Here is a 25,590-nt window from a genome sequence, read left to right as displayed (position 1 = left end):
CGACGGCGCGGCCCGCCGACAGTTCGCCGACCCCGCTCCCCCGATGATCGACCGCGATCGAGCGCCGTCGGGGGCGCCACGCGCCCCGGGCGGGCCCGTCGACCGCTGCTCCCGGGCCGCCTCCGCCCGCCGAGCCCGCGGCACCGCCCGCCGCACGCCGCGGCGGTCGGTCAGGGCGCCACCAGCGTCTGCACCGGCGGCGGCTCGGTGCTCACCGGCAGCCCGTCGCGCTGGGCCAGGTAGCTGGCGATGTCGTGGAACAGCGGCGCCGCGCTGGTGCCCGCGGCCGGGGCGTCGAGCATGATCGCGATGACGTAGCGCGGCTGGTCGGCGGGGAGCATGCCGGCGAAGGTGATGGTGTGGCTGGCCGAGGTGTAGCAGGCGCAGTCCGGGTCGACCTGCTGGGCGGTGCCGGTCTTGCCGGCCACCTCGTAGCCGGGCACCGCGGCGAGGTATCCGGTGCCGCGCTGGCCCTGCGCGTCCTGGGTGACCGCGGTGAGCATGGTCCGCAGCGCCGCGGCGGTCTCCGGGGACACCACCCGCACGCCCTCCGGCGCCGGGGCCGGTGCGCGCACGTCGTCGGGGCCGATGGTCGCCTGGATGATGCGCGGCGGGATGCGCACGCCGTCGTTGGCGACCGCCTGGTAGATGCCGGCCATCTGCAGGGTGGTCATCGACAGGCCCTGCCCGATCGGCAGGTTGCCGAAGGTGGAGCCGGACCAGGTCTCCCGGGGCGGCACCGACCCGCGGCTCTCGCTGGGCAGCTCGACCCCGGTCCGGGTGCCGACGCCGAACCGGCCCAGCATCTCCAGCCAGCGCTCCTCGCCGACCTTCTGCGCGGTCATCAGCGTGCCGACGTTGGACGACTTCGCCAGCACGCCGGTCAGCGTGTACTGCTCGGTGCCGTGGTTCCAGGCGTCGTTGACCGTGCGGTCGGCGACCTTGATGCTGCCGGGCACGCTCAGCACGTCGTCGGGCTCGGCGACGCCGAACTCCAGCGCCGCGGCCATCGTCACGACCTTGTTGACCGAGCCGGGCTCGAACGGGTTCTGCACCGCGGGGTTGGACCGCTGCGCATCGGTCGCCTTGGTGAAGTTCGCCGGGTCGTAGGACTGGCCGTTGGCCATGGCCAGGACCTGCGCGGTGCGCGCGTCCAGCACCACCACCGACGAGTTCGGCTTGGCGCCGGTCTCGGCGACCTTCTCCTCGAGCAGCCGCTGCACCGTGTACTGGGCGTCGGAGTCGAGCGTGAGCTGGATGTCCGAGCCCTGCACGGCGGCGCGCTCGAACCGGGTGCTGCCGGGGATGACGGCGTTGCTGCCCTCGGCCGTGTCGACGACGCGCAGGCCGTCGGAGCCGGCGAGGGTGTTGTCCTCGGTGGACTCCAGGCCTTCCCGGCCGATGACCTTCTTGTCGTCGATGCCCCACGCCGCCGCGCCGATCACGCTCGCTCCGGTGGTGCCCGCCGGGTACGCGCGCTCCTCGCGCCGCTCCTCGGCGATCTCCGGGAACTGCTCGCGGACCCGGTCGGCCACCGCGGGCTCGACCGGCTTGCCCAGCTTGACGTAGCGCTTGTCGCTGCTGAGCTGCTCACCGATCTCGACCGGGTCGCCGCCCGTGGCCGCGGCGACCACCGTGGTCATCTCCGCGACGTACCGCGGCGCGTCGGCGCCGTGGGTCCTGGCGATGGTGCGGGGGCTGGTGACCAGCTGGCGGGAGTCGATGCTGAACGCGAGCGTGTTGCCGTCGCGGTCGAGGATCGCGCCGCGGGCGGCGGGCAGCGGGATGGGTGTGGTGGCCTGCCTGGCCGAGGCCGCGGTCAGGTCACCGGCCTGCACCGTCTGGACGACCACGAGCTTCACCATGGCCAGTCCGAGCGCGATGACCAGCAGGATCCGGCCGAGCACCAGCCGCTTGCGGTAGGGGCCGCCCAGCGGTGTGCGGCGGTACCCCGACGGCCGGCGCGGGACGGCCGACGACGTGCGGACCGCGCCCGCTGGCCGGGGCCGGGGCGGGGCCGCCGGCATCAGTCGGTGCCCCCCGGGGCGTCCCCGCCGTCGGCGCCGGCCGGGGTGCCCGGGGTCGGGTCGGAGGTCTCGTCCGCGTCCTCGCCTGCGGCGCCCGCGGCCCCGTCGCCCTGGGTGGCCTCCTCGGAGGTGGCCGCCTCGGGGGTACCGGCGCCGGGGGCACCGGCGAGGGGCGTGCCCGGGCCGGAGGCGCCGGGCTGCACGCCCACCTGGGCACCGGCGGGCGGGGCGGCCGAGACGACCGGCGGGGCCGGGGCGGGAGCCGCCTGCGGCTCGCCGACCACGGTCACCGCGCCGTCGGGACCGACGACGAGCCGGGCCGGGTCCTGGACCCGGACCATGCCCATCTCCTCGGCCCGGCGGGCCAGCTCGGGCGCCGAGGCCAGCTGGGCGACCTCGCGGCGCAGCTGCTCGCTGCGCTGGCTGAGGGCCGCCGCGTCGGACTTGGCGTCCTGCAGGCGGTAGGAGTCGGCCGAGGCGGAGGTGGACAGCCACAGCGTGGCCACCAGCCCGCCGATCAGCAGCAGCATGATCAGCAGGACGAACTTGGCCCGCCCCGTCGACACCGCGCCCGGGCGGGCCGGGCGGGCGGCGCCGACCAGCCGACGCAGCCGCTCCTCGCGGCGGGCGTAGGCGCGCTGGGACGCCGTCGGCGTGGCGGTCTCGGTGGCCGTGGTCGCGGCGCGGGCGCGCGTCGGCGCCGCCTCGCGCTGGGCGGGCAGGGCCGGCGTGCGACCGCGGGCGGTGGTGCGCCCGGCGGTCGAGCCGGTGCGCACCCGCTCCCGGCTCGGTGTCCGAACGCTCATGACCCCTCCTCGCCGACGCTCTGCGGGGGCGCGATCGACGCTGCTGTGTTGGATGGTGAATCCCCGAGCTCGTTCACGCCGCCACCTCCCGGATGCGTTCCGCGGCCCGCAGGCGGACCGAGGCCGCCCGCGGGTTGTCACTGATCTCGTCCTCGCTCGCCTGCTCGGACCCCCGCACCAGCAGGCGGAGCTCCGGTCCGTGGCCCGGCAGCTCCACCGGCAGGTCGAGCGGGGTGGTGGAGCTCGCCCTGGCCGCCAGCTCGCGCTTGACGATCCGGTCCTCGAGAGAGTGGTAGGACAGCACGACGAGCCGGCCGCCGACGGTGAGCGCGTCGATGGCCGCCGGGAGCGCCGCGCGCAGCGCGTCCAGCTCGCCGTTGACCTCGATGCGCAGCGCCTGGAACGTGCGCTTGGCGGGGTGGCCCCCGGTGCGCCGCGACGCCGCGGGCACCGCCTCGTACAGCAGCTCGACCAGCTCGGTGCTGCGCCGCAGCGGCGAGCTCTGCCGGCGCCTGCCGATCGCCGCGGCGATCCGCCCGGCGAAGCGCTCCTCGCCGTACTCGCGCAGGACCTTGGCCAGCTGCGGCACCGGGTAGGTGTTCAGCACGTCGGCCGCGGTCGGGCCGGTGCTCGGGTCCATGCGCATGTCGAGGTCGGAGTCGCGGGAGTAGGAGAAGCCGCGCGCATCGGCGTCGAGCTGCAGCGAGGACACCCCGAGGTCGAACAGCACGCCGTCGACTCCGGTGAGGCCCAGGTCGTCGAGGACGTCGGCGATCCGGTCGTAGACGGCGTGCACCAGGTGGGTGCGGTCGGCGTAGGCGGCCAGCCTGCGCCCGGCGAGGTCCAGCGCCTCGCGGTCGCGGTCGAGCCCGACCAGGGTGAGCCGCGGGTGCGCGGCCAGCAGCGCGGCCGCGTGCCCACCCAGCCCGAGGGTGGCGTCGACCAGCACCGCGGGGCGCCCGGCCAGCGCGGGCGCGAGCAACTCGGCGACGCGGGACAGGGCGACGGGGACGTGCCTGGCCCCAGCCGGCCCGTCCCCGAACTCCGGGTTCCCCACAACCCCCACCTCCCGCCCCGCGTCACCGAGCCCGTGGCCCGGGCTCCCAGCCGGGCCGCCGGCGATGCCTCCACCCGGCAGACCTGGCACCGGGGAAGGTGCGCCAGGGCTGCCGGGTGGGGACACCGCCGGGTCCATCTCGCCCCCGGTTCCGACTCCTGCAGATCCACCTACAGCAAGCCGGGGAGCACCTCCTCCTGCGCTTGGGCGTAGGTGTTCTCGTGCTCGTCCTGGTAGCGCTGCCAGGCCCGCGCGTCCCAGATCTCGGCGCGGGTGAACGCGCCGATCACCACGCAGTCCTTGGTCAGCCCGGCGTAGCGCCGCAACTCGGGGGTGATCACGATCCGACCCTGGCCGTCGGGGTTCTGCTCGTCGGTGCCGGAGAAGAGGTTGCGCTGGAAGACGCGGGCCGCCTCGCTGGTCAGCGGCGCGGACGCCACCTTCTTCGCGAGCTCGGTGAAGGCCTCGCGGGTGAACACGTACAGGCAGTGGTCCTGCCCCTTCGTGATCATCAGGCCGCCTCGCAGCTCGTCGCGGAATTTCGCGGGCAACGTGAGCCGCCCCTTGTCGTCCAGCTTGGGGGTGTAGGTGCCGAGGAACACCGGCCCCACCTCCACCTGCGGCCCTGTGTGCCCCAGCGATCACCACATTACCCCACTTCCCCCCACCGTCAACCGGAACCGAGCCGCCCCAGCCCTCCGAGGACGGACGAATACGCAGGTCAACGCGGTGGGGACAGGTGGGGGTCGGGAACCGGCCCGCGGGCCGGTGACCGATCCCGACACCCGCCGCCGAGGTGGGCCGCATCACGGTGGGTGACGAACGGGTGGGGGTTGCTTCGCTGTCGGTGACGATCACTACTCGATCGGGTACCCGAGGTGGCGAAGTGGGGCACGGTGGGGGACGGCCGGGCGACGGCGGGGCGCCGGGTGGGGGACGGTGGTGCGGAGTCGGTCCGCGCGCGCCACCACCGGCGCGTCGCGCGCGACACGCCGCGCAAGGGCCCCGCGGTCCGGCCACCCACGGCCCCCGACGGCGGCCGGAGGCTCTCGGGCAGACTGCGTCGGCGGCGCTCGGGCACACTGCGGTGGGTCTCCGGTGAATCTTGGGGTGACCATCGGGCGACGGGCTTCGCCCCCGTTTGACAGACTGGAGCGCAGTCTCGTAGTGACCGACGCGGGACGTGAGGAGATCGGGTGACGACGACGAGCAGCCGGGCCCGTGTCGACGGCGACGGTGCGGTCGGGCTGGCCGAGGTGGCCGACCTGTGCAACCGGATCGCCGGCAACGTCCAGCGCGTCATCGTGGGCAAGCCCGAGGTGGTGCGGGTCGCGCTGGTCACCCTGCTCGCCGAGGGCCACCTGCTCGTCGAGGACGTCCCCGGCGTCGGCAAGACCTCGCTGGCCAAGGCGCTGGCCCGGTCGATCGACTGCTCGGTCAGCCGCGTCCAGTTCACCCCCGACCTGCTGCCCGGCGACATCACCGGCATGTCGGTGTTCAACCGGCAGTCCTCGGAGTTCGAGTTCCGCCCCGGCCCGGTGTTCGCCAACCTGGTGATCGCCGACGAGATCAACCGCGCCTCGCCGAAGACCCAGTCCGCGCTGCTGGAGTGCATGGCCGAGCACCAGGTCACCGTCGACGGCGCCACCTACCCGCTGGCCCAGCCGTTCATGGTGGTGGCCACCCAGAACCCGATCGAGATGGACGGCACCTACCCGCTGCCCGAGGCCCAGCGCGACCGGTTCACCGCGCGGGTGAGCGTCGGCTACCCGGACATGGCGGCCGAGCTGGCCATGGTCGACGAGCACGCCGCCGCCGATCCGCTCGAGCAGCTGCGCCCGGTGACCGACGCCCGCTGGGTCGCCAGCGTCATCGACGCCGTGCGCCGCACCCACGTCGCGCCCGAGGTGCGCCAGTACTGCGTGGAGCTGGTGAGCGCCACCCGCCGGCTGCCCGACCTGCGGCTGGGCGCCTCCCCCCGCTCGACGCTGCAGCTGGTCCGGGCGGCGAAGGCGCAGGCCGCGCTGGCCGGGCGCGGCTTCGTCGTCCCCGACGACGTGCAGGCCGTCGCGGTGCCGGTGCTGGCGCACCGGCTGCTGCTCTCCCCCGAGGCGGTCGCCTCCCGGCGCTCCGCCGTCGACATCGTCCGCGGCCTGCTGGGCCGGCAGGCCGTACCGGCGCCCAGCCGGCCCGGGCCCTGAGCCCGCGGGGCGCGGACGTGGGCGGGCGGCTGTCGGGACTCACCACCCGGGGCCGCTGCATGCTGGCCGGCGGGCTGGCCACGGCCGGCTGCGCCGTCCTGCTCGACGAACGCGACCTGCTGCGCATCGGCGCCTTCGTGGCGCTGCTGCCGCTGCTGGCCCTGCTGGTGGCCCGGCGCACCCGGCGCTCGGTGGCCGCCGAGCGCACCCTGCGCCCGGCCCGGCTCGCCGTCGGCGGCGGCCTGCGGGTCGACCTGCTGCTGCGCGGGGGGCGCCTGCTCAGCACGCTGCGGCTGACCGACGCGGTGCCCGACGCCGCGGGCCCGCAGGCCGACACGCCGCCCCGGTTCACCGTGCACAGCCTCGGGCGCAGCGCGGGCACCGCCGGGCGCTCGGCCGCCATCACCTACCGACTGCGCCCCGCGCTGCGCGGCGCGCACCGCATCGGGCCGCTCACCGCGAGCAGCACCGACCCGCTGGGCCTGGCCCAGTTCGAGCAGACGCTGGCCCCGGCCACCACGCTGCTGGTGGTGCCGCGGGTGGTCGGGCTCGTCGGGGTGCCCCCGGCGCTCGGCGCGGGCGAGGGCACGCCCGGCGCCGCGCTCGCCCACCAGGGCCAGGGCTCGTCGGACGTGCTCGTGCGCCCCTACCGGGTGGGCGACGAGCTGCGCCGGGTGCACTGGCGCAGCACCGCCCGCTACGACGAGCTGATGGTGCGCCTGGAGGAGCGGCCGTGGCGCGGTGGCACGACCCTGCTGCTCGACCGCCGCGACTCCGCCCACCGCGGCCGGGGCGCGGGCTCCAGCCTGGAGTACGGCATCAGCATGGCCGCGAGCATCTACGCCCACCTGGTGGCGCGCGGCGAGCCGATCACGATGGTCGCCGAGGACGGCACCGAGCTGGCCGCGCCCGGCGCGTCCCACGGCACCGAGGCGATGCTCGACGTGCTCGCCCAGCTGCGCTCGTCCGCCCGCGCCGACCTGGGCGGCCCCGAGCTCTCCGCCAACGCCGACGTGCTGGCCGTGCTCGGCGAGCTGGGGCCGGGCCAGCTGGAGTCGCTGCAGGCCCGCAGGCCCGGCGGCGGCTACGCCGTCCTGCTCGACACGGCCACCTGGGACGCCGCGGGCAAGGCCGGCAGCGGACCCGGCGCGCAGGCCACCGCGGCCGCGCTGCGCGGGGCCGGCTGGGGCGTCGTCGTCGCGACCGCGTCCACCTCACCCGTCCGCGCCTGGGACGAGCTCGTCGCCGCCGCGGCCGCGCGGGTGCAGGTCCGATGACCGCCCGCCCCGCGGTCCCGCGGGCGACCGACCGACCGCCGACGGACGGAGGAGCCCGGTGACCACGACCGTCGAGCGGAACGCGGGCCCGGCCGGGCCCGCCCCGACCGGGCGTCGACCGACCCGCCCGCCCACCCCCACCCGGCCGCCGTTGCCGTGGGACACCGCGAGCGCCGCCGGCCTGGCCGTGCTGCTGGCCGGCGCCCCGGTGACCGCGATCGTGCAGGGCTCGGTGTGGCCGGTGCAGGCGGCCGTGGCCATCATCCCGGTGGTCGTGGTCGGGCTGCTGCTGCACCGCCTGGGCACCGCGGCCGTGGTGGTCGGCCAGCTGCTGACCGTCCTGGCCCTGCTGACCGTGCTGTTCACCGAGGGCGGCCTGCTGGGGTTCCTGCCCGGGCCGGCCGCGCTCGGCGAGTTCGGCGCGCTGCTGCAGCGCGCCGGCGAGCAGATCGACACCAGCACCGCCCCGGTGATGCCCACCCCGGAGATCCGCTTCCTGGTCACCGGGGCGTTCGGGCTGCTGGCCATCGGCGTGTACGCCGCGGCGGTCAGCACGTCCGCGCCCGCGGCCGCCGGGGTCCCGCTGCTGGCCGTGTTCGCGGTGCCCGCCGCGCTGGCCGACGACCTGCTGCCCTGGTGGGCGATGGTGGCCGCGACGGCGGGCTTCGGGCTGCTGCTGGTCACCGGGGCCGCCGCGGGGCGGCGGCGGACCGGGACCGGCGGCATCGTCGTGGGCGTGGCGGTGCTGGCCGCGCTGGCCGTCGGAGCGGGCGCCGGGTTCGTCGGCACGGCGGGCCGCTTCGAGGGCAACGGCGCCGGCGGCGACTCGACCAACTCGATCGGGCTGAGCCCGTTCACCGCGCTGCGCGGCCAGCTCGACCAGAGCGCGCCGGTCGAGCTGTTCCGGGTGCGCGGCCTCGACCGGCCGGTCTACCTGCGGGCGCTGACCCTGCGCGAGTACGTGCCCGGCATCGGCTGGCAGGCCAGCCCGCCCGCGCCGGGCGCCCGGCTGCCGGGCGCGCTGCCCGGCGAGTCCCTCGCTCCGGGCGACCAGGCCGACATCGACATCGAGAACGTGGCGTTCCGGGACTACTGGCTGCCCCTCTACGGCGAACCCCTCGAGGTGGCCGGCCTGCCCGAGGACCAGTGGCAGTACGACTCCAGCGCCGGCACCGGCTACACGATCCGACCGCGCGCGGAGGAGGGCTGGCAGCAGCGCGCGCTGCTGCCCGCGCCCACCGCCGACGACCTGCGGGCCGCCCGGGGCGTGGACGGCGTGGGCCCGGAGTACCTCGACACCACCAACGTCGACGACCGCGTGGCCGCGATCGCCGCGCAGGCCACCTCGGCCTCCGCCGGCGGCTTCGACAAGGCCATCGCGCTGCAGGACTTCTTCGCCGGACCGGCCAGCCCGTTCCGCTACAGCCTGCAGACCGCGCCGGGCAACGGCGACGACGCGCTGGTGGAGTTCCTGACCATCGGGCGCACCGGCTACTGCGAGCAGTTCGCCTCGGCGATGGCCACGATGCTGCGCACCGTCGGCGTGCCCTCGCGGGTGGCCGTCGGGTTCACCGGCGGCACCGAGATCGCCGACTACCGCTCGATCACCACCAAGGACGCGCACGCCTGGGTCGAGGCGTGGTTCCCCGGCATCGGCTGGACCACCTTCGACCCGACGCCGCTCACCGACGGGCGCGCCATCACCCCTCCCTACGTCGAGCAGGCCCAGGGCCAGGCAGCCGGCGAGGAGGCCTCCGACCTCCCCGACGAGCTGTCCCCCGAGGACGACATCGACCCGCAGGCGTCGCCGCAGCAGGAGCTCGAGGAGCAGGCCGCACCCGCGACCCCGCCGCCGACGGCGCTCGAGGACGAGAACGGCGGGCTGCCGCTGTGGCCGTTCGCCGTGGCGCTGCTGGTCGTCGCCGTCGTCGGGGCCCCGGCCGGGCTGCGGGTCCTGCACCGGCGCACGCGGATGGCCGCGGTGCGTGCCGGCGGTCCCGGCGCGGCCGCGGCGGCGTGGAGCGAGCTGCTGGCCGAGTCGCTCGACCGGCACGTCCCGATCCCCGACACCGACACCGTCCGCGGCGCGGCCCGGCGGCTGGTCCGCGAGCACCGCCTCGACGAGGGCGCCCAGCAGGCGCTGCGGGCGATCGTGACGGCGGTGGAGGCGAGCTGGTACGGCGGCGACCACCCGGCGCCGGGCGCCCTGGACGGGGCCGTGCGGGCGGTGGCCGCGGGCATCGCCGCCGGGTCGGGGCTGACGCTGCGCCAGCGGCTGCTGCCGCACTCGGTGGTGCGGCGCGGCGCGCTGTCGCGGGCGGCCACCGCCGAGCCCGCCGAGCCGGTCGGCAGCGCACCCGGGCGCTGACCCGCGCCGGACACGCCGACCGTCCGGACGCCGACACGACGATGCCGCCCGCACGGGTGCGGACGGCATCGGACCTGGATCAGGCGATCGATCGGGACGTGCCTGCGCGGCGTCGCGCCCACAGGCGCGCACCGCGCTCATGGATCGGATGGGGCCGGTGGTCCCAGCGGACCGGGACGACCCCGACCCGCTCCTACCCGCCTGCCACCTACTCCTGCTCGAACCGGCGGCGGAAGCGCTCTTCCATCCGGCCGGTGAACCCGTTGCGGTCGGGTTCGGCGCTCTTGGCCTGGGGGCTGGGGGCACCACCGGAACCCGACGAGCTGACGGCGAGCCACGCGCCGCCCAGCATCACCAGGAACCCGAGGATGCTCACCACGGGGAAGACCTCGGCCAAGTAGAGCTGTCGGACGGCGAGGCCGACGACGAGCAGCACCAGCCCGAGGAGGAACAGCGCAACCCCTTGCAGGCGGCGCCTGCGGGTGGGCTTGCGCAGACGTCCACCGCGAACGGTGGACACGAACTTGGGGTCCTCGGCGTAGAGAGCGCGCTCGATCTGGTCGAGCAGCCGCTGCTCGTGCTCGGAGAGGGGCACGGCTTCACCTCCGGCACTGGTCATCCTGTCGGGTCATCTTCCATGGTGCCGGAGCGACGCGACGAGCGCCCTGGGGTGGGCGTCTACCCAGGAGGATACGAGTCCGAGGCCGCCGCGACCACCCGGACTCGTCGAGCGGCCGCATCGAGTGGCACACCCGACGTCCGGACCCCCGTTCGACTCCGCCGATCGGGTCGCGCGGCGCCGTTCGGGACGGCCCGCACGGGTGAGCGGGCAGGCTGTTCGCCCTGTTTGTCCGGATTTTCGGGCCTGGCGAGTTTCCGCCGACCGGACGGGTGACAGGGTCAGGGCAGACGCGCCAGCGCGTGCAGCCGGGCGGCGACCTCCCGCAGCGGGGCCGCCGCCGCGGCGAGGGCCTCCAGCTCCGCGACCGACCGCGCGGCGGCCGGGCCGCCGTCGCGCACCGAGCCGGGCACCCACGCGTCCAGCACGCCGTCGCCCTGCAGCAGCTCCACCCGCAGCCCGCCGCCCTCCAGCAGCGCCCGCAGGCCGGTGGCGTCGAGGCGGCGGCGCAGGGCGTCGTCGGGCCCGAAGCGGCCGTGCGGGTCGGTCAGCAGCGCCCTGGCCTCGGCGAGGCGGCCGCTCAGGGTCCGGGCGAGCACGGCCGCGTAGCGCCCGGCGACGAGCACCGACACGGCCGACCCCGGCGCCGCGGCCCGGGCCAGTGCGTCCACCGCGGCCCCGGCGTCGTCGACGACCTCCAGCAGGCCGTGGCCGAGGACCAGGTCGGCCCCGCCGACCGGGGCGACGTCGGCGAGCGCGTCGACGTCGCCCTGCACCGCGTCGACCAACCCGTCGACCCCGGCCTCCCGGGCCCGCCGGTGCAACGCGGCCAGCGCGTTGGGGCTGTTGTCGACCACCGTCACCGCGCAGCCCAGCCGGGCCAGCGGCACCGCCCACGCCCCGCTGCCGCCGCCCACGTCCAGCACCCGGGGGGCGCGGCCGTGGTGGCGGGCGCGCAAGGCGTCGACCTCCGCCAGCAGGGCCCGGTGCACGGGCCCACCGCCCGCGGGCTCCCCCGCATCGGCCGGGCGCCGCACGCCGTTCCCGGTGTCGTCCACCGCTGACCCCAACTCCACGGCAGCACAGTAGTGCTCACCCCGACCGGGTAGGTTCCACGCCGTGCAGGTCGTCGCCTCGTTGAGCTTGAAGGGCGGAGTGGGCAAGACCACCGTGGCGCTCGGCCTCGCCGGAGCCGCCCAGCAGCACGGTCTGCGCACCCTGGTCGTCGACCTCGACCCGCAGGCGAACGCCACCATCGCCCTGGACGTCGGCCCGACCAGCGCGACCGTCGCCGACGTCCTCGACGAGCCCCGCCTTTCGGTGCTGCGCGCCGCGATCGCCCCGAGCGCGTGGGGCGAGGGCCTCGACGTGATGGTGGGCGCCGAGCAGGCCGAGCGGCACAACCACCCCGAACCCGGGCCTGCCCAGGTGGGCAGGCTGCGCCGGGCGCTGCAGCGCCTCGACCGCCTCGACGCCGACAGCGTCGACGGCCTCGACGACGAGGCTCCCGATCCCTACCGCCTCGTGGTCGTCGACTGCCCGCCCTCGCTGGGCCAGCTGACCCGCAGCGCACTGGCCGCCGCCGACCGGGCCGTCCTGGTGACCGACCCCACGATGTTCGCCGTCTCCGGCGTCCAGCGCGCCTTCGACGCCGTGCAGACCGAGCGCCAGCGCTCCAACCCCGACCTGCAGCCGCTCGGGGTGCTGATCAACCGGGTGCGCCCCCGCAACGCCGAGCACGACTTCCGCATCGCCGAGCTGCGCGAGCTCTTCGGGCCACTGGTGCTGCCCGGGGTCCTGCCCGACCGCTCGGCCATCCAGCAGGCCCAGGGCGCCTGCATGCCCATCCAGCGCTGGGACACCCCCGGCGCCCGCGAGGCGTCGACCGTCTTCACCCTGCTGCTCGGTCGGGTGCTGCGTTCCGAGCGCCCCCGCCGCACCCCGCGCGTCGCCACCGCACCGCCCGCACCCAACTGACTCCCCCGGCCGGGACCTCCCGGCCGGGACCCCTGGTTCTCCCCGGGCGCCGCCCGGAGCGCCGCCTCGCCCCGCGACCACGAAAGCGGCTCTCGCCCCACCTCATGGAACGAGAGCCGCCCTCGTGCGCGGTGCCGACCTCAGCGGAGGGGGATGGAGCCGGTCACCAGCGTCACGAACTGCTCGGCCTGCCGGAGCAGGTCGTCGGCCTCCCGGCGGCCCACCAGGCGCCTGATCCCGGCCTCCGCGGCGGCCCTGGTGTCCGAGCAGGAGGCGAAGAACGCCGCCCATTCGGCGAACTCCGGGGCGACCTCGGCGAGCAGGTGCCAGACGTTGCGGCTGCCCCGGCGCTTGGGCTCCGGGCGGGCCCGGACGGCCAGCACGGCCGCGCCGGCGCGGAGGGCGGCGAGGTAGGCGGCCGGGTAGCGCAGGAGGGGGTCGTCGGTGCGGTGGGCCTCGGCGAGGCCGTCGGCCGCCTGGCGCAGCAGGGACAGGGCCGCGCGCGGGGTCGGCGCCGGGGGCGGGACCGGGGCCGTGAAGCGACGCGCCCCGGGGGCGCCCCGCCGGCCGGGACCCCGGCCGTCCGGCAGGTCGAAGGTCATCGCGGACTCGCTCATCATCGCGGTCATCGGTAGCCGCCTCCTCTCGTCGTCCTGTCGTCGGTCGAAGTGCCGGGTGGGAGTGGTCAGTCGGCCACCCGCACGAGGTCCCACACGCCGGGCCCCGCGCGCATGCGCAGCACGATCTCGATGGCCGGGGCGTCGGGCTCGGTCGCCGAGCGGGCCATCACCCGCCAGCAGCGCAGCCGGTCGCCGCCGACGGGCATCGGCGACGGGAACGGCCACGGCGACTCCTCGATCCACCGCTCGCGCACGTCCGTGACCAGGTAGCGGGCGCCCTTGCGCATGGGGCGGCGCTCGAACTCGATCGGTTCGCCGTCCTGCCAGCGGACCTGGATCGGCGTCGGCTGGCGTCCGAACCGACGTCCGAACGGGCTCATGAGCGCTCCCTGAAGACTCCACCGCACCCGCCCACCCGGTGGTGGGGCGCTTCCCCCACCCCAGCCACCGGGTCGACGGGATCGAACAGATGTTCGACCACGACCAGTACAGCCCGTACCGGCCCTCGCGTCAAGTCGGAGTGCACCGCACCGCACCGACATTCCCGGACGTGGTGAGATGGGTCGGTGACCGCCGCGCCCGCCCGCCAGCTCGTCCAGTTCGGGGCGGGCGAGCTCACCGATCGGCTCAGCGAGGCCCTGCAGGTGTACGTCAGCGCCATGGGCTATCCCCCGAGCACGGCCCGCCAGCGGCGCGCGCTGTGGCTCGACCACATGCGCAGGCCGGGGTGGCGGGCGGTCGGCTGGATCGGCGCAGGCGGCGACCTGCAGGGCATCGCCTACGGCTACGCGGGCGCGCCCGGGCAGTGGTGGTTCGAGGAGGTGCGCCGGGGCCTGCTCGGCGCCGGCGGCGACCCGGACGGCTGGCTCACCGACTACTTCGAGCTGACCGAGCTGCACGTCCGCCCCGACGCGCAGGGCCGCGGCCTCGGCGAGGGGCTGCTGCGGGCGCTGCTGGCCGGCACCAACCGGTCCACCGTGCTGCTGTCGACGCCGGAGTACCGCGACAACCAGCCGGGCAAGGCCTGGCAGCTCTACCGCCGGACCGGCTTCCGCGACGTGCTGCGCGACCACCGCTTCACCGGCGACTCCCGCCCCTTCGCGGTGCTCGGCCGCCCGCTGCCGCTCGACCCGCCGGTGGCACGATGACGGTCGTGCCCCGACCGCCGAGCCGGCCCACGACCACCGTTCGACCCCGCCCCGTCCGCCGCTCGCGCGGCCGGGCGCTGCCGCTGCTGCTCGCCGTGCTCGTGCTGGGCCTGCTCGTCGGCGGCTGCGCCCGGGTGCGCACCGCGCTCGCCGTGCAGCCCGACGACACGGTGGCCGGCGAGGTCGTGCTGGCCACGCCGGAGCAGAACCCGGAGGACAAGGGGCCCAAGGTCACGGTCCCGCCCGAGCTCGCCGACGCCGTCGACGTGAGCGAGTACCGCCAGGACGGCTACGTCGGGTCGCTGCTGCGCTTCTCCGACCTGACCTTCGAGCAGGTCGGCCAGCTCAACCGGGTGGTGGGCGAGGCCGGCACCGGCACCGTCCTCGAGCTGCGCAGGCAGGGCAACCGGGTGATCGTGACCGGCTCGATCGACCTGACCAGGGTCCCGGTCGACAAGGCCGACTTCCAGCTCAAGATCAGCTTCCCGGGCGAGGTGACCGAGACCAACGGCGAGGCCGACTCGGGCACCGTGAGCTGGACGTTCACCCCGGGCGACGTCGGCGACATCAACGCCATCGCCGCGTTCGACGACCCGAACGCCCCGTCCGCGCTGAACTGGACGCTCGGGTTGTCGGCCATCGTGGTGCTGACCGCCGCCGCCGTCGTGGTGATGGCGCGGCGGACCCGCAACCCCCCGGTCAGCCCACGCCGCTGAGCGCCACCGAGCGCGCCCCGGCCAGCCCGAGCCGGTTGACCAGCTCCACCGTCGCGGTCGACCGGTTCAACGTGTAGAAGTGCAGGCCGCAGACGCCCTCGTCGAGCAGCCGCGCGCAGAGCTCGGCGGTGGCGTCCATGCCGGCCGCGCGGAAGGCCGCCGGGTCGTCGGCGTAGCGGTCGAGCCGCTCGACCAGCGCGGGCGGCAGCGGCGCGCCGGACAGCTCCGGGCCGCGGTGGAACGTCCGCACGGTGGTCAGCGGCATGATCCCGGGCAGCAGCGGGACGTCGCAGCCCGCGGCGACGAGCCGGTCGCGCAGCCGCAGGAAGCCCTCCGGCTCCAGGAACAGCTGGCTGATGGCGAAGTCGGCGCCGGCCCGGATCTTGGCCAGCAGCCGGGCGAAGTCGCTGTCGACGTCGGCCGAGCGCGGGTGGCCGTAGGGGAAGGCCGCCACGCCCACGCAGAAGTCGCCCAGCCTGCGCACCAACCGGACCAGGTCGTCGGCGTAGGTCAGGCCCTCCGGGTGGGCGACCCACTCGCCCAGCGGGTCGCCGGGGGGGTCGCCGCGCACGGCCAGCACGTTGCGGATGCCCGCGGCGGCGTAGGCGCCCACCACCTGGCGCAGCTCGGCGACCGAGTGCGAGACGGCAGTGAGGTGCGCCATCGGGACCAGGGTGGTGTCGGTGGCGATGCGGGCCGTGGTGCGGATGGTCCGGTCGCGGCTGGAGCCGCCCGCGCCGTAGGTGACCGAGACGAAGGCCGGGTCGAGCGCCTCCAGGCGGCGGATCGCCTTCCACAGCTCGACCTCGCCCGGTTCGTCCTTCGGGGGGAAGAACTCCACCGAGAAGACCGGTCGATCGGTGCTGATCCGCTGGGTGATCTTCACTGCGCCACCCTGTCAGCACGGTCACCGGGCATGCACCACGCGTCACCTTCTCCGGTATCCAGCACACCCCCAGCTTAGGCAGTAGCCCCGCTCGGCCGATCCGGCAGTTCGACGAATGTCGCGCTCACCCCGCGACATGCGGCGATACCGTTCCGCGATGACCGACCACCGCGAAGGTCCCCGGTACCCCGGATCGGGTCCCGCTCGTCGACGCGCCGGTTCCGGCCGACGCCGATACCCTCGATCGGTGTCCGTTTCGCTCCCCTCGCCCCCCGGTCAGCGGCCCGTCCGGAGCCGGCGATGAGCCGCCCGGCCGGTGTCGACCTCATCCCCCCGTCGGCCCAGGAGGTCGCCCCGGGCCTCCCGGACGCCCCGGGCCTCCCCGACGACGGCCTCGCCGGGGCCGTTGAGGCCGAACTCGCCGCCTACCTGGCCCGTCGCGCCGCGGACGCCGCCGCCATCGACCCGGTGTTCGCCGAGGCCGGCCAGGCCCTGAGCGGGTTCGTGCTGTCCGGCGGCAAGCGGCTGCGCCCCACCTTCGCGTGGTGGGGCTGGCGGGGCGCGGGCGGGCACCCGGAGTCCGCCGAGGCGCCCGCCGTCGTGCGGGCGATCAGCGCGCTGGAGCTGATCCAGGGCTGCGCCCTGATCCACGACGACCTCATGGACGCCTCGGCCACCCGTCGCGGCCGCCCGACGGTGCACGTCGACTTCGCCCGCCGCCACGTCGACGCCGGCTGGCGGGGCATGCCCGCCCGGTTCGGCGCCGCCGCCGCCATCCTGCTCGGCGACCTGGCACTGGCCTGGGCCGACGACATGCTGCGCGCCGCCGGGCTGCCGCCCGAGGCCATGGCCCGGGCCTTGGTGCCGTGGGAGGCGATGCGCACCGAGGTGCTCGGCGGACAGTTCCTCGACGTGCTCTACCAGGCCGCCGGCGACCCGTCGCCGCGTGCCGCGCTGCAGATCGACCGGTTCAAGACCGCCGCGTACACCGTCGAGCGCCCGCTGCACCTCGGGGCCGCGCTCGCCGGCGCCGACGCCGACCTCGTGGCGGCGTTCCGGCGCTTCGGCGCCGACATCGGGGTGGCCTTCCAGCTGCGCGACGACCTGCTGGGCGTGTTCGGCGACCCGGCGGTCACCGGCAAGCCCGCAGGCGACGACCTGCGCGAGGGCAAGCGCACGCTCCTGCTGGCCATCGCGCTGCAGCGCGCCGCGGAGCGGGGCAGCGAGGCGGCGGCGACGGCCATCGAGGCCGCCGTCGGCGACCCCGACCTCGACGACGAGGGCGTCGACCGCGTGCGCGGGCTGATCCTCGACCTGGGCGCCCACGACGAGGTCGAGAAGCGGATCACCGCGCTGACCGGCTCCGCGCTCGACGCGCTCGACGCGGCCCGGATCACCGACGTGGCGCGGGCCGCGCTCGTCGGCCTGGCCGACCAGGCCACCCGTCGGCAGAGCTGACCGCCGATGAACGAGCACGCCGCACGCCCCGCGACGGGCGCGGCACGATGACGCGCCGCATCCCCGGACCCACCGACCACGTGGTCGTCGTGGGGGCCGGGCTGGCCGGGCTGGCCACCACGCTGCACCTGCTCGGCGCCGGTCGCCGGGTGACGCTGCTGGAGCGGGCCGACCATCCGGGCGGCCGGGCCGGCCGGCTCGACCTGCGCACCGAGCACGGCGACTACCTGGTCGACCCGGGTCCGACCGTGCTCACCATGCCGTCGCTGCTGGACGAGGCGCTCGCCGCGGTCGGGGAGAAGGCCGCCGACCGGCTCGACCTGGTCGAGCTCGACCCGGCCTACCGCACCCACTTCGCCGACGGCTCCACGATCGACGTGCACACCGACGCCGCGGCGATGGAGGCCGAGGTCCGGCGGGTCTGCGGGCCGGGCGCCGCGGACGGCTACCGCACGCTGCGCCGCTGGCTCACCGACCTCTACCGGGCCGAGATCGACTCGTTCATCGGCGCCAACATGGACAGCCCGTTCAACCTCGTGGGCCCCGACCTGGCCCGGCTGGCCGCGCTGGGCGGGTTCGGCCGGCTCGGCCCGCAGGTGGCCAGCATGGTGTCCGACGAGCGCCTGCAGCGGATCTTCTCCTTCCAGGCGCTGTACGCAGGCATCCCGCCGCACCGCGCCCTCGGCGCCTACGGCGTGATCGCCTACATGGACACCATCGGCGGCGTGCACTTCCCGCGCGGGGGGATGCGGCAGGTCGGTGCGGCGCTGGCGGACGCGGCGACCGCGGCCGGCTCCGAGATCGTCTACGACCGCACGGTGACCGGCCTGGAGCGCCGCGGCGGCCGGGTGGTCGCCGTGCGCCACCGCGCCACCGGCGACCCGGCCGACCCGACCGAGCGCCTCGAGTGCGACGCGATCGTCCTCACGCCCGAGCTCCCGGTGGTCCACGAGCTGCTCGGCCGCGCGCCGCGGCGCCCGATCCGGTTGCGGTACTCCCCGAGCGCCGTCGTGCTGCACGCCGGACTGTCCTCGCCCCACCCGGAGGCCGCCCACCACACGATCTCGTTCGGCCGGGCGTGGCGCTCCACGTTCCGCGAGATCATCACCGACGGCCGGTTGATGAGCGACCCGTCGCTGCTGATCACCCGACCGACCGCGACCGACCCGGGGCTCGCTCCCCCGGGCCGCGACCTGGCGTTCGTGCTGGCCCCGTGCCCCAACACCGAGCGCGGCCCGATCGACTGGGCCAGGGTCGGCCCCGCCTACCGCGACGAGCTGCTGGCCGAGCTCGACCGCCGCGCCCACCCCGGGCTCACCGGGCTGGCCGGCGACATCGAGATCTCCCGGCTGGTCACGCCGGCCGACTGGGCCGCTCAGGGCATGGCCGCGGGCACGCCGTTCTCGGTGGCGCACACGTTCGCCCAGACCGGCCCGTTCCGGCCGCGGAACCTGGTGCGCGGGCTGGAGAACGCGGTGCTGGCCGGCTGCGGCACCACGCCCGGTGTCGGGATCCCGCCGGTGCTGATCTCCGGCCGGCTCGCGGCCCAGCGGATATGCGGCCCGTCCCGCGCCCGGGCGCGGGGGCGCAGGGTACCCACAACCGGCTGACACCGGGCGTGCGAGCATGGATCGCGTCATGGACTCACCACCATCGGACGACCGGCCGGCAGGGCCGGACGCGGCCCCCGACCCCGCCCCGTCGGAGCGCGCCGCGGCACCGGTCCGCACCCGGTCGGGCAGCCGTTTCGGCAGCCCACCGCGGCGCCCCTTGCTGCTGGGGCTGGCCGCGTCCCTGCTGATGGTCGTGGGCGGCTTCGGCGCCGGCGGGGTGCTGGTCCACGACCCCGTGCTGACCAACTCGCCGCTGGGCTTCTGGCGCTACGGCCACGGCAGCCAGCTCGCCGCCATCATGATCTACAGCGGGGTCGCGCTGATGGCCTGGGCGTGGGTCCAGCTCGGCCGCGACGTGCTGGCCCGGCGGGTCGGCGGGCGCGCGGTGCTGACCACGGCGCTGGTGTGGTCGGTGCCGATGCTGTTCTCGCCGCCGCTGTTCACCCGCGACGTGTTCAGCTACCTGGCCCAGGGCGGGCTGCCGCTGGCCGGGTTCGACCCGTACGAGGTGGGCCCGGAGGTCATGCCGGGCGTCTTCACCGAGAACGTGCACTACTTCTGGCAGAACACGCCGGCGCCCTACGGCCCGCTGTTCATCCTGATCGCCAAGTCGGTCACCGCGCTGGTGGGCGACAACGTGATCCTCGGCGTGGTGCTGATGCGGCTGACCATGCTGCCCGGCCTGGCCCTGCTGATCTGGGCGCTGCCCGAGCTGACCCGCCGCCTCGGCGGCCGGGTGCCGCTGGCGATGTGGATCGCCGTGGCCAACCCGGTGATGGTCATCCACATGATCGGCGGCGGGCACAACGACCTGATCGTCGTGGGCATGCTGGCGGCCGGTGCGCTCATCGCGCTGCGCGGCGCCCCTGCCAGCGGCATCGCGATCGTGTCCGCGGCGATGGCGGTCAAGGCCAGCGCCGGCATCGCACTGCCGTTCCTGGTGCTGGTGTGGGCCGCGCAGCTGACCGGCTCGCCGCGCTCCCGGCTGGTCCGCGGCATCGCCTACGGCGTCGGCGTCTTCGTGGTGGTGTTCGCCGCGTGCACGTTCGCGGCGGGCGTCAGCCTGGGCTGGCTGCCCGCGCTCAGCGCGCCGTCGATGATCGTCAACTGGATGTCGATCCCGACCGCGGTCGGCGAGTTCCTGCACATGCTGACGTCGATCTTCGTCGACGTGGGCAAGCAGCCGTTCATCGACGTCGCCCGGGCCCTGGGCGCCATCCTGCTGGTCTGGATCATCTGCCGGCTGTGGTGGCGGGCCCGCGACGACCAGCCCCTCGCGGTGCACCGCGCGGGCACCGCGCTGCTGCTGGTGGCGGTGCTCTCGCCGGCCACGCTGCCCTGGTACCTCAGCTGGGGCATGGCGCTGCTGGCGATGGTGCCGTGGTCGCGGCGGGGCCTGACGGCGATGGTCTTCGTCTCGCTGATGCTGATCATCGTCTACTACCCCAACGGCGAGGACGCCCTCTACAACTGGCCCTACCTGCTGGGCTGCGCGCTGGTCGCGGCGCTGGCCGCGGTGTCGCTGTACCGCCCCGACCCGCTCCGGCTGGCCGCCGGGGCGCGCAGCGGGCGGACCCCGGCAGCCCCGCGGCCCGTGGTGGGCGAGCGCGGCACCACCGCCGAGGCGCAGACCGCGGCCCGCGCCACCGAGCCGCTCCCGGCCGAGCAGCCGCCGTCCACCCCGGACGCCGCCGACGCCGGTCCGGCCACCACCGCCGCCCCGCCCACCGGGACGACGACCTCCCCCTCCCCCGCCGGGGCCTCGGCCGGTGCCGAGCAGCGGGCCGGCTGAGCTCGACGCGGCGGGGATCACCGACCCCGCCCTCCGGGCCGCCTACACCACCTGCCGCGGGCTGAACGCCCGGTACGGCCGCACGTACTTCCTCGCCACCCGGCTGCTCCCGGCGGCGCGCCGGCCCGCCGTGCACGCCCTGTACGGCTTCGCCCGCTACGCCGACGAGATCGTCGACGACCTGGACGACGACAGCCCGGTCGCCGAGCGCGCCACCCGCCTCGACGCCCTCGACGCCGCGCTGGCCGGGGCGCTGGCCGGCGAGCCGCCCGAGGAGCCGGTGCTGATCGCCCTCGCCGACACGGCGGGCCGCTACCGCATCCCCACGGCGCACTTCACCGACTTCATGACATCCATGCGGATGGACACCGAGGTCACCGAGTACGCCACCTTCGACGAGCTGGGCGTCTACGTGCACGGGTCGGCCGCGGTGATCGGCCTGCAGATGCTGCCGGTGCTGGGCACCGTCGTGCCGGTCGCCGAGGCCGAGGGGCCCGCGGCCGCGCTCGGGGTCGCCTTCCAGCTGACCAACTTCCTGCGCGACGTGGGCGAGGACCTCGACCGCGGCCGCGTGTACCTGCCCACCGAGGAGCTGGCCGCGTTCGGCGTCGACCGGGAGCTGCTGCTCTGGTGCCGGCGCACCCGCCGCCCCGACCCGCGGGTGCGGCGCGCGCTGGCCCACCTGGTCGCCCACACTCAGGCCGTGTACCGCAGGGCCGAGGCCGGTCTGGCCATGCTGGAGCCGGTCTCCCGGGCCTGCGTGCGCTGCGCCTTCCGCCTCTACCGCGACATCCTCGACGAGATCGCGGCGGCCGACTACGACGTGCTGCACCGCCGGGTGGCGGTGTCCCCGTCGCGACGGGCCGCCGTGGCAATCCCCGGTCTCGCCAGGGCCCTCACAGCCCGCGCGCGGCGGTCGCCTGCGCCGCTCGGGAGACCGGTCAGAAGGCCATCAGCTGCGCCCGGCGCTTGACCTCGCGGTGGCGACCGGCCCGCAGCGACGCCAGCGGCGTGCTGGGCAGCGTGTCGTCGTCGGAGAACAGCCAGCGCAGGATGTCGGGATCGGTGTAGCCGCCGTCGCGCAGCAGGATGATCGTGCCGGAGAGCCCCTTCACGACCTCCCCGTCGACGAAGAAGTCGGCCGGTACGACGACCTCACCCTCGCGCCGGAAGGACAGCAACTGGCCGTCGCGGACCATCTGCTGGACGCGCGAGGGGGGAACGCCCAGCATCGCGCCGACTTCGGCCACCGGCAGCGTGACCACGTCGCCGGACAGCTCGAACACCTCGTTCACGCAACGATCCCCTGTTCCCTCCGGACCGCCCCCTCACCGGGGGCGGGACCATCCAGCACGGCTGGGACACTCTGCCACAGCGGCGCCGGCTCCGGCACCGCCCTCACGGGCGGTACCGTTTTCCCGTGAACGCCCCATCCGCCGCGCTGATCGACGCGCGATACCGGGTCGGGTCGATGATCGCCAGGGGCGGGATGTCCACCGTCTACCGGGGCCTGGACACCCGGCTCGACCGGCCGGTCGCGATCAAGATCATGGACGGCCGGATGGCGGCCGATCCGGCCTTCCGCACCCGGTTCGTGCGCGAGGCGCGCTCCGCCGCCCGGATCGACCACCCCGCCGTCGTCGACGTGTTCGACCAGGGCAACCACCACGGCCCCGACGGCCCGGCCCTGTTCCTGGTGATGGAGCTGGTCGAGGGCGGCACCCTGCGCGACGTGCTGCGGCTGCGCGGCGCGCTCGGCGTGCCCGCCGCGGTCACCGTGATGGACCGGGTGCTCGCCGGGCTGGCCGAGGCCCACCGGCTGGGCCTGGTGCACCGCGACGTCAAGCCGGAGAACGTGCTGATCAGCACGTCGGGCGAGGTCAAGGTGGCCGACTTCGGGCTGGTCGTGGCGGCCGCCGAGGCCGGCGCCAGCCACGCCGGCATGATCATGGGGACGGTGGCGTACCTGTCCCCGGAGCAGGTCGTCACGGGCCGGGCCGACGCCCGCAGCGACGTCTACGCCGCCGGGATCCTGTTCTACGAGCTGCTCACCGGCGAGCCGCCCTACCGCGGCGAGACGGCCATCTCGGTGGCCTACCGCCACGTGAACTCCGACGTGCCGGCGCCGTCGGACGTCGCGGGCGACGTGCCGCCCGAGTTCGACCAGCTCATCCAGCGCGCCACCCACCGCGACCCGCAGGGCCGTCCGGCCGACGCCGCCCGGCTGCTGCACGAGCTACGCACCCTCGCGGAGCAGCTGGAGGTGCCGAGGGTGGCGGTCCCGGTGCCGCCCGCCCCGCCGCCGGAGGACGTCGACACGGCCCCGCGGCAGCGCCACCCCGACGCCCCCGGCGAGGCGACCCGCCCGAACCCCGTCGTGCCCGGCGGGCGGCCCGGCGCCGGTGCCGCGCCCGCCGGCCCGCGGGGCACCCGCGCGCTGCCCCGCCCCGTCGAGGAGGCCCCGGCCGCCGCGGCCGCCGAGCCGCCCCCGCACCTGCGCGCGCGCCGCCGCAGCCGGCGCGTCTTCGCCGCCTGGCTGATGGTGGTGCTGGTGCTGGCCGCGGCGATCGGGGTGTCGGCCTGGTGGCTGGGCAGCGGCCGGTGGACGGCGGTGCCGTCCCTGGTCGGGGTGGAGGAGACGGTCGCCCAGCGCCTCCTGGAGGACGCCGACCTGGTCGCGGTGACGGTCGAGAAGCCCGACGACGGCGTCGCCGAGGGCCTCGTCGCCGCCGCCGACCGCCCGCCCGACTCCGACGTGCTGCGCGGCAGCACGGTGACCATCACCGTCTCGACCGGCAAGCCCCGCGTCCCGACCATCGCGCCCGGCACCACGGTCGCCGAGGCCGAGGCCCTCATCCGCGACGCCGGCCTGGAACCCCGCTCGAGCGGCGCCACCGAGTACAGCGACTCGGCCCCCGAGGGCACGGTCACGCGCAGCCAGCCCTCCGGCGGGTCCCGGGTCGACTCGGGCAGCGCCGTCGAGCTGGTGCTCAGCCGGGGCGAGCGGCCCGAGCAGGTCCGGGTGCCCTTCGTGACGGGCCGGTCCTACGCCGAGGCCGAGGCCCGGCTCCAGGAGGTCGGGCTGGAGGCCGAGGAGCGGCCCCGCATCGGCGGCGTCTTCGGCGGCGGCGGGCTGGTGGTCGGCCAGGACCAGGGCGCCGGCTCGATGGTCGAGATCGGCACCACGGTCGTCCTGGACACCCTGCCCTTCTAGCCGGCCCTTCCAGCCGCCCTTCCAGACCGGCGCCGTCAGCCCCGCAGCATCTCCGCGATGAGGAACGCCAGCTCCAGCGACTGCTGGGTGTTCAGCCGCGGGTCGCACGCCGTCTCGTAGCGGCCGGACAGGTCGGCGTCGGAGATCTCCTGCGCCCCGCCCATGCACTCGGTCACGTCCTCGCCGGTGACCTCGACGTGGATGCCGCCGGGGTGCGAGCCCAGGCCGTGGTGCACCTCGAAGAAGCCCTGGACCTCGTCGACGACCCGGTCGAAGTGGCGGGTCTTGTAGCCGCTGGCCGACTCCACGGTGTTGCCGTGCATCGGGTCGCACTGCCAGATGACCTTGTGCCCGGAGGCCTCGACCTTCTCCACGATCGGCGGCAGCAGGTCGCGGACCTTGCCGCTGCCCATCCGGCTGATCATCGTCAACCGGCCCGGCCTGCCGTGCGGGTCGAGCCGCTCGACGTACTCGACGGCCTGCTCCGGGGTGGTGCTCGGGCCGATCTTGAGGCCGATCGGGTTGGACAGCAGCTCGGCGAAGGCGATGTGCGCGCCGTCGAGCTGGCGGGTGCGCTCGCCGATCCAGACGAAGTGCGCCGAGAGGTCGTAGAGCGCCGGCCCGGAGCGGGTGTCCAGGCGCAGCAGCGCCCGCTCGTAGTCGAGCAGGAGGGCCTCGTGGCTGGCGTAGAACTCCACGTTGTGCAGGTTGTGGTCGTCCACGCCGCAGGCGTCCATGAACCGCAGCGCCCGCTCGATCTCGGCGGCGATCGCCTCGAACCGCTCCCCCGCCCGCGAGTTGCGCACGAAGTCCTTGTTCCAGTCGTGCACCATCGTCAGGTCGGCCTCGCCGGTGGCGGTGAGCGCGCGGACCAGGTTCATCGCGGCGCTGGCGTTGGCGTACGCGCGCACCATGCGCGAGGGGTCGGGGATGCGGGCCCTCGGGTCCGGGGTGATCGAGTTGACGATGTCACCGCGGTAGGACGGCAGCCCCAGGGCGTCGACGGGCGCGCTGCGCGGCTTGGCGTACTGCCCGGCGATCCGCCCCACCTTCACCACCGGCAGCGACGCCCCGTAGGTCAGCACGATGGCCATCTGCAGCAGGGTGCGGATGGTGGCCCGGATGTGCGGCTCGGTGTTGTCCTGGAAGGTCTCCGCGCAGTCGCCGCCCTGCAGCAGGAAGGCCTCGCCGTTGGCCACCGACGCCAGCCGCTCGTGCAACCGGTCGATCTCCGGCGGCAGCACCACCGGCGGCACGCTCTCCAGGACCGTCCGGACGTGCGCCACGTGCTCCGGGTCGGGCCAGTCCGGTTGCTGGGCGGCCGGACGGGCGAGGGCGTCGTCGAGCCGGGCCCGCAGGTCCGGTGGGAGCGGGGGCAGGGTCGGCAGTTCTTCGACCGGGGCGTCGACCGTCCAGTTCACAGGTCCCAACGATAAGCGGTGCGCGGAAGTGCGCCGTGGCCGGTCGACCGGTCCCGAATGCGCACAAAACTACGCACGGTCACGAGCATTCGACATTGTGCCGTCGCCCCACGGCAATATCACCCGATCGGACTGATTCCACAGGGGACGGTTCCGGGCACTCGCTCGACATGGCAACCCTGTTGTGGATCCTGGCCGTCGTCCTCGTCATCGCGGGCATCTTCGCGATCCTGCGCAAGCAGCTGCTCTGGGGCATCGTGCTGATCGTCGTCGGCCTGCTGGTCGGCCCCGGCGGGGTGAGCATCTTCACGTGACCGGGGCGGGGGGGGGGGGGGGGGCGCCGCGGCCCCCCCCCCCCCGCGGCCCCCCCCCCCCCCCCCGGGGGGGCGC

General features: G+C 75.6%; 23 protein-coding genes. 12 read left to right on the top strand and 11 right to left on the bottom strand.

What is annotated here, in order from left to right; translation table 11 throughout:
* Positions 1–170: 170 nt before the first annotated feature.
* The 4 genes from KDL28_RS12720 to mraZ all read right to left on the bottom strand — a co-directional run bounded on the left by KDL28_RS12720 (position 171) and on the right by mraZ (position 4,492).
* Positions 171–2,027 carry a peptidoglycan D,D-transpeptidase FtsI family protein gene (locus KDL28_RS12720; protein WP_252438092.1) on the bottom strand — a complete coding sequence of 619 codons (1,857 nt, stop codon included), beginning with the start codon at positions 2,025–2,027 and terminating at the stop codon, positions 171–173.
* On the bottom strand, positions 2,027–2,833 hold the full coding sequence (ftsL, locus tag KDL28_RS12715; RefSeq protein WP_252438090.1) for a cell division protein FtsL: 807 nt from the start codon (positions 2,831–2,833) through the stop codon (positions 2,027–2,029). The genes KDL28_RS12720 and ftsL overlap by 1 nt, the downstream gene beginning before the upstream one ends.
* A gap of 73 nt (positions 2,834–2,906) precedes the next feature.
* Entirely contained in the window at positions 2,907–3,899 is a 993-nt protein-coding gene (gene rsmH / locus KDL28_RS12710) for a 16S rRNA (cytosine(1402)-N(4))-methyltransferase RsmH (RefSeq protein WP_252438088.1), read from the bottom strand.
* 161 nt (positions 3,900–4,060) lie between these two features.
* On the bottom strand, positions 4,061–4,492 hold the full coding sequence (gene mraZ, locus KDL28_RS12705; protein WP_252438086.1) for a division/cell wall cluster transcriptional repressor MraZ: 432 nt from the start codon (positions 4,490–4,492) through the stop codon (positions 4,061–4,063).
* Positions 4,493–5,086: 594 nt separating this feature from the next.
* On the opposite strand from mraZ, the gene KDL28_RS12700 reads away from it, so the two are divergent.
* From KDL28_RS12700 to KDL28_RS12690, 3 genes are read left to right on the top strand one after another with little or no spacing between them, the layout of a single operon-like run.
* Positions 5,087–6,091: an AAA family ATPase gene (locus tag KDL28_RS12700; protein ID WP_372496958.1), complete on the top strand. Its 1,005-nt coding sequence runs from the start codon at positions 5,087–5,089 to the stop codon at positions 6,089–6,091.
* A gap of 17 nt (positions 6,092–6,108) precedes the next feature.
* Complete coding sequence (locus KDL28_RS12695; RefSeq protein WP_252438084.1) at positions 6,109–7,368, top strand: DUF58 domain-containing protein; 1,260 nt, start codon at positions 6,109–6,111, stop codon at positions 7,366–7,368.
* Positions 7,369–7,426: 58 nt separating this feature from the next.
* Positions 7,427–9,736, top strand: a complete 2,310-nt coding sequence (locus tag KDL28_RS12690) for a transglutaminaseTgpA domain-containing protein (protein WP_308215995.1) — start codon at positions 7,427–7,429, stop codon at positions 9,734–9,736.
* Between the two features lie 208 nt (positions 9,737–9,944).
* Here KDL28_RS12690 and KDL28_RS12685 read toward each other — a convergent pair whose 3' ends face one another.
* The gene (locus KDL28_RS12685; RefSeq protein WP_252438082.1) at positions 9,945–10,331 is read right to left on the bottom strand and encodes an SCO2097 family morphological protein; all 387 of its coding nucleotides are present in this window, start codon (positions 10,329–10,331) and stop codon (positions 9,945–9,947) included.
* Positions 10,332–10,636: 305 nt separating this feature from the next.
* Complete coding sequence (locus tag KDL28_RS12680; protein ID WP_252438239.1) at positions 10,637–11,347, bottom strand: class I SAM-dependent methyltransferase; 711 nt, start codon at positions 11,345–11,347, stop codon at positions 10,637–10,639.
* 127 nt (positions 11,348–11,474) lie between these two features.
* Between KDL28_RS12680 and KDL28_RS12675 the strand changes: the two genes are divergently transcribed.
* Positions 11,475–12,332, top strand: coding sequence for a ParA family protein (locus KDL28_RS12675; RefSeq protein ID WP_252438080.1), 858 nt, complete (start codon positions 11,475–11,477; stop codon positions 12,330–12,332).
* A gap of 140 nt (positions 12,333–12,472) precedes the next feature.
* On the opposite strand, the gene KDL28_RS41110 is transcribed toward KDL28_RS12675, so the two are convergent.
* Positions 12,473–12,961: an SAV_6107 family HEPN domain-containing protein gene (locus KDL28_RS41110; protein WP_305882203.1), complete on the bottom strand. Its 489-nt coding sequence runs from the start codon at positions 12,959–12,961 to the stop codon at positions 12,473–12,475.
* A gap of 56 nt (positions 12,962–13,017) precedes the next feature.
* Positions 13,018–13,332, bottom strand: a complete 315-nt coding sequence (locus tag KDL28_RS12660) for a hypothetical protein (RefSeq protein ID WP_252438078.1) — start codon at positions 13,330–13,332, stop codon at positions 13,018–13,020.
* A gap of 186 nt (positions 13,333–13,518) precedes the next feature.
* Here KDL28_RS12660 and KDL28_RS12655 point away from each other — a divergent pair, with 186 nt between their 5' ends.
* Positions 13,519–14,100: a GNAT family N-acetyltransferase gene (locus KDL28_RS12655; protein ID WP_252438076.1), complete on the top strand. Its 582-nt coding sequence runs from the start codon at positions 13,519–13,521 to the stop codon at positions 14,098–14,100.
* A gap of 5 nt (positions 14,101–14,105) precedes the next feature.
* Positions 14,106–14,816: an LppM family (lipo)protein gene (locus KDL28_RS12650; protein ID WP_252438074.1), complete on the top strand. Its 711-nt coding sequence runs from the start codon at positions 14,106–14,108 to the stop codon at positions 14,814–14,816.
* Here KDL28_RS12650 and KDL28_RS12645 read toward each other — a convergent pair.
* Positions 14,800–15,696 carry a methylenetetrahydrofolate reductase gene (locus tag KDL28_RS12645; protein ID WP_252438237.1) on the bottom strand — a complete coding sequence of 299 codons (897 nt, stop codon included), beginning with the start codon at positions 15,694–15,696 and terminating at the stop codon, positions 14,800–14,802. The two genes, KDL28_RS12650 and KDL28_RS12645, sit on opposite strands and share 17 nt — an antisense overlap.
* A 306-nt stretch (positions 15,697–16,002) precedes the next feature.
* Between KDL28_RS12645 and KDL28_RS12640 the strand changes: the two genes are divergently transcribed.
* Genes KDL28_RS12640 through KDL28_RS12625 form a run of 4 tightly spaced genes read left to right on the top strand, consistent with a single transcriptional unit; the run spans position 16,003 to position 21,538 of the window.
* On the top strand, positions 16,003–17,160 hold the full coding sequence (locus KDL28_RS12640) for a polyprenyl synthetase family protein (protein ID WP_252438072.1): 1,158 nt from the start codon (positions 16,003–16,005) through the stop codon (positions 17,158–17,160).
* Positions 17,161–17,207: 47 nt separating this feature from the next.
* Positions 17,208–18,770: a phytoene desaturase family protein gene (crtI, locus tag KDL28_RS12635; RefSeq protein ID WP_252438070.1), complete on the top strand. Its 1,563-nt coding sequence runs from the start codon at positions 17,208–17,210 to the stop codon at positions 18,768–18,770.
* 28 nt (positions 18,771–18,798) lie between these two features.
* Positions 18,799–20,565 (top strand): polyprenol phosphomannose-dependent alpha 1,6 mannosyltransferase MptB, encoded by a 1,767-nt coding sequence (gene mptB / locus KDL28_RS12630; RefSeq protein WP_252438068.1) that lies wholly within the window; start codon positions 18,799–18,801, stop codon positions 20,563–20,565.
* Positions 20,543–21,538 carry a phytoene/squalene synthase family protein gene (locus KDL28_RS12625; protein ID WP_252438066.1) on the top strand — a complete coding sequence of 332 codons (996 nt, stop codon included), beginning with the start codon at positions 20,543–20,545 and terminating at the stop codon, positions 21,536–21,538. Before mptB ends, KDL28_RS12625 begins: the two co-directional genes overlap by 23 nt.
* On the opposite strand, the gene KDL28_RS12620 is transcribed toward KDL28_RS12625, so the two are convergent.
* Positions 21,507–21,860, bottom strand: coding sequence for an Rv2175c family DNA-binding protein (locus KDL28_RS12620; protein WP_252438064.1), 354 nt, complete (start codon positions 21,858–21,860; stop codon positions 21,507–21,509). The genes KDL28_RS12625 and KDL28_RS12620 overlap by 32 nt on opposite strands.
* Positions 21,861–21,985: 125 nt before the next feature.
* Here KDL28_RS12620 and pknB point away from each other — a divergent pair, with 125 nt between their 5' ends.
* The gene (pknB, locus tag KDL28_RS12615; protein WP_252438062.1) at positions 21,986–23,779 is read left to right on the top strand and encodes a Stk1 family PASTA domain-containing Ser/Thr kinase; all 1,794 of its coding nucleotides are present in this window, start codon (positions 21,986–21,988) and stop codon (positions 23,777–23,779) included.
* Between the two features lie 35 nt (positions 23,780–23,814).
* Here pknB and KDL28_RS12610 read toward each other — a convergent pair whose 3' ends face one another.
* Positions 23,815–25,200: a class II 3-deoxy-7-phosphoheptulonate synthase gene (locus tag KDL28_RS12610; protein WP_252438060.1), complete on the bottom strand. Its 1,386-nt coding sequence runs from the start codon at positions 25,198–25,200 to the stop codon at positions 23,815–23,817.
* Between the two features lie 170 nt (positions 25,201–25,370).
* On the opposite strand from KDL28_RS12610, the gene KDL28_RS12605 reads away from it, so the two are divergent.
* Positions 25,371–25,514: a GPGG-motif small membrane protein gene (locus KDL28_RS12605; RefSeq protein ID WP_252438058.1), complete on the top strand. Its 144-nt coding sequence runs from the start codon at positions 25,371–25,373 to the stop codon at positions 25,512–25,514.
* The last annotated feature ends 76 nt before the right edge of the window (positions 25,515–25,590 follow it).

The organism is Pseudonocardia humida (genome assembly GCF_023898865.1).
GTDB lineage: Bacteria > Actinomycetota > Actinomycetes > Mycobacteriales > Pseudonocardiaceae > Pseudonocardia > Pseudonocardia humida.
This window is presented reverse-complemented; position numbering and strand designations above follow the sequence as displayed.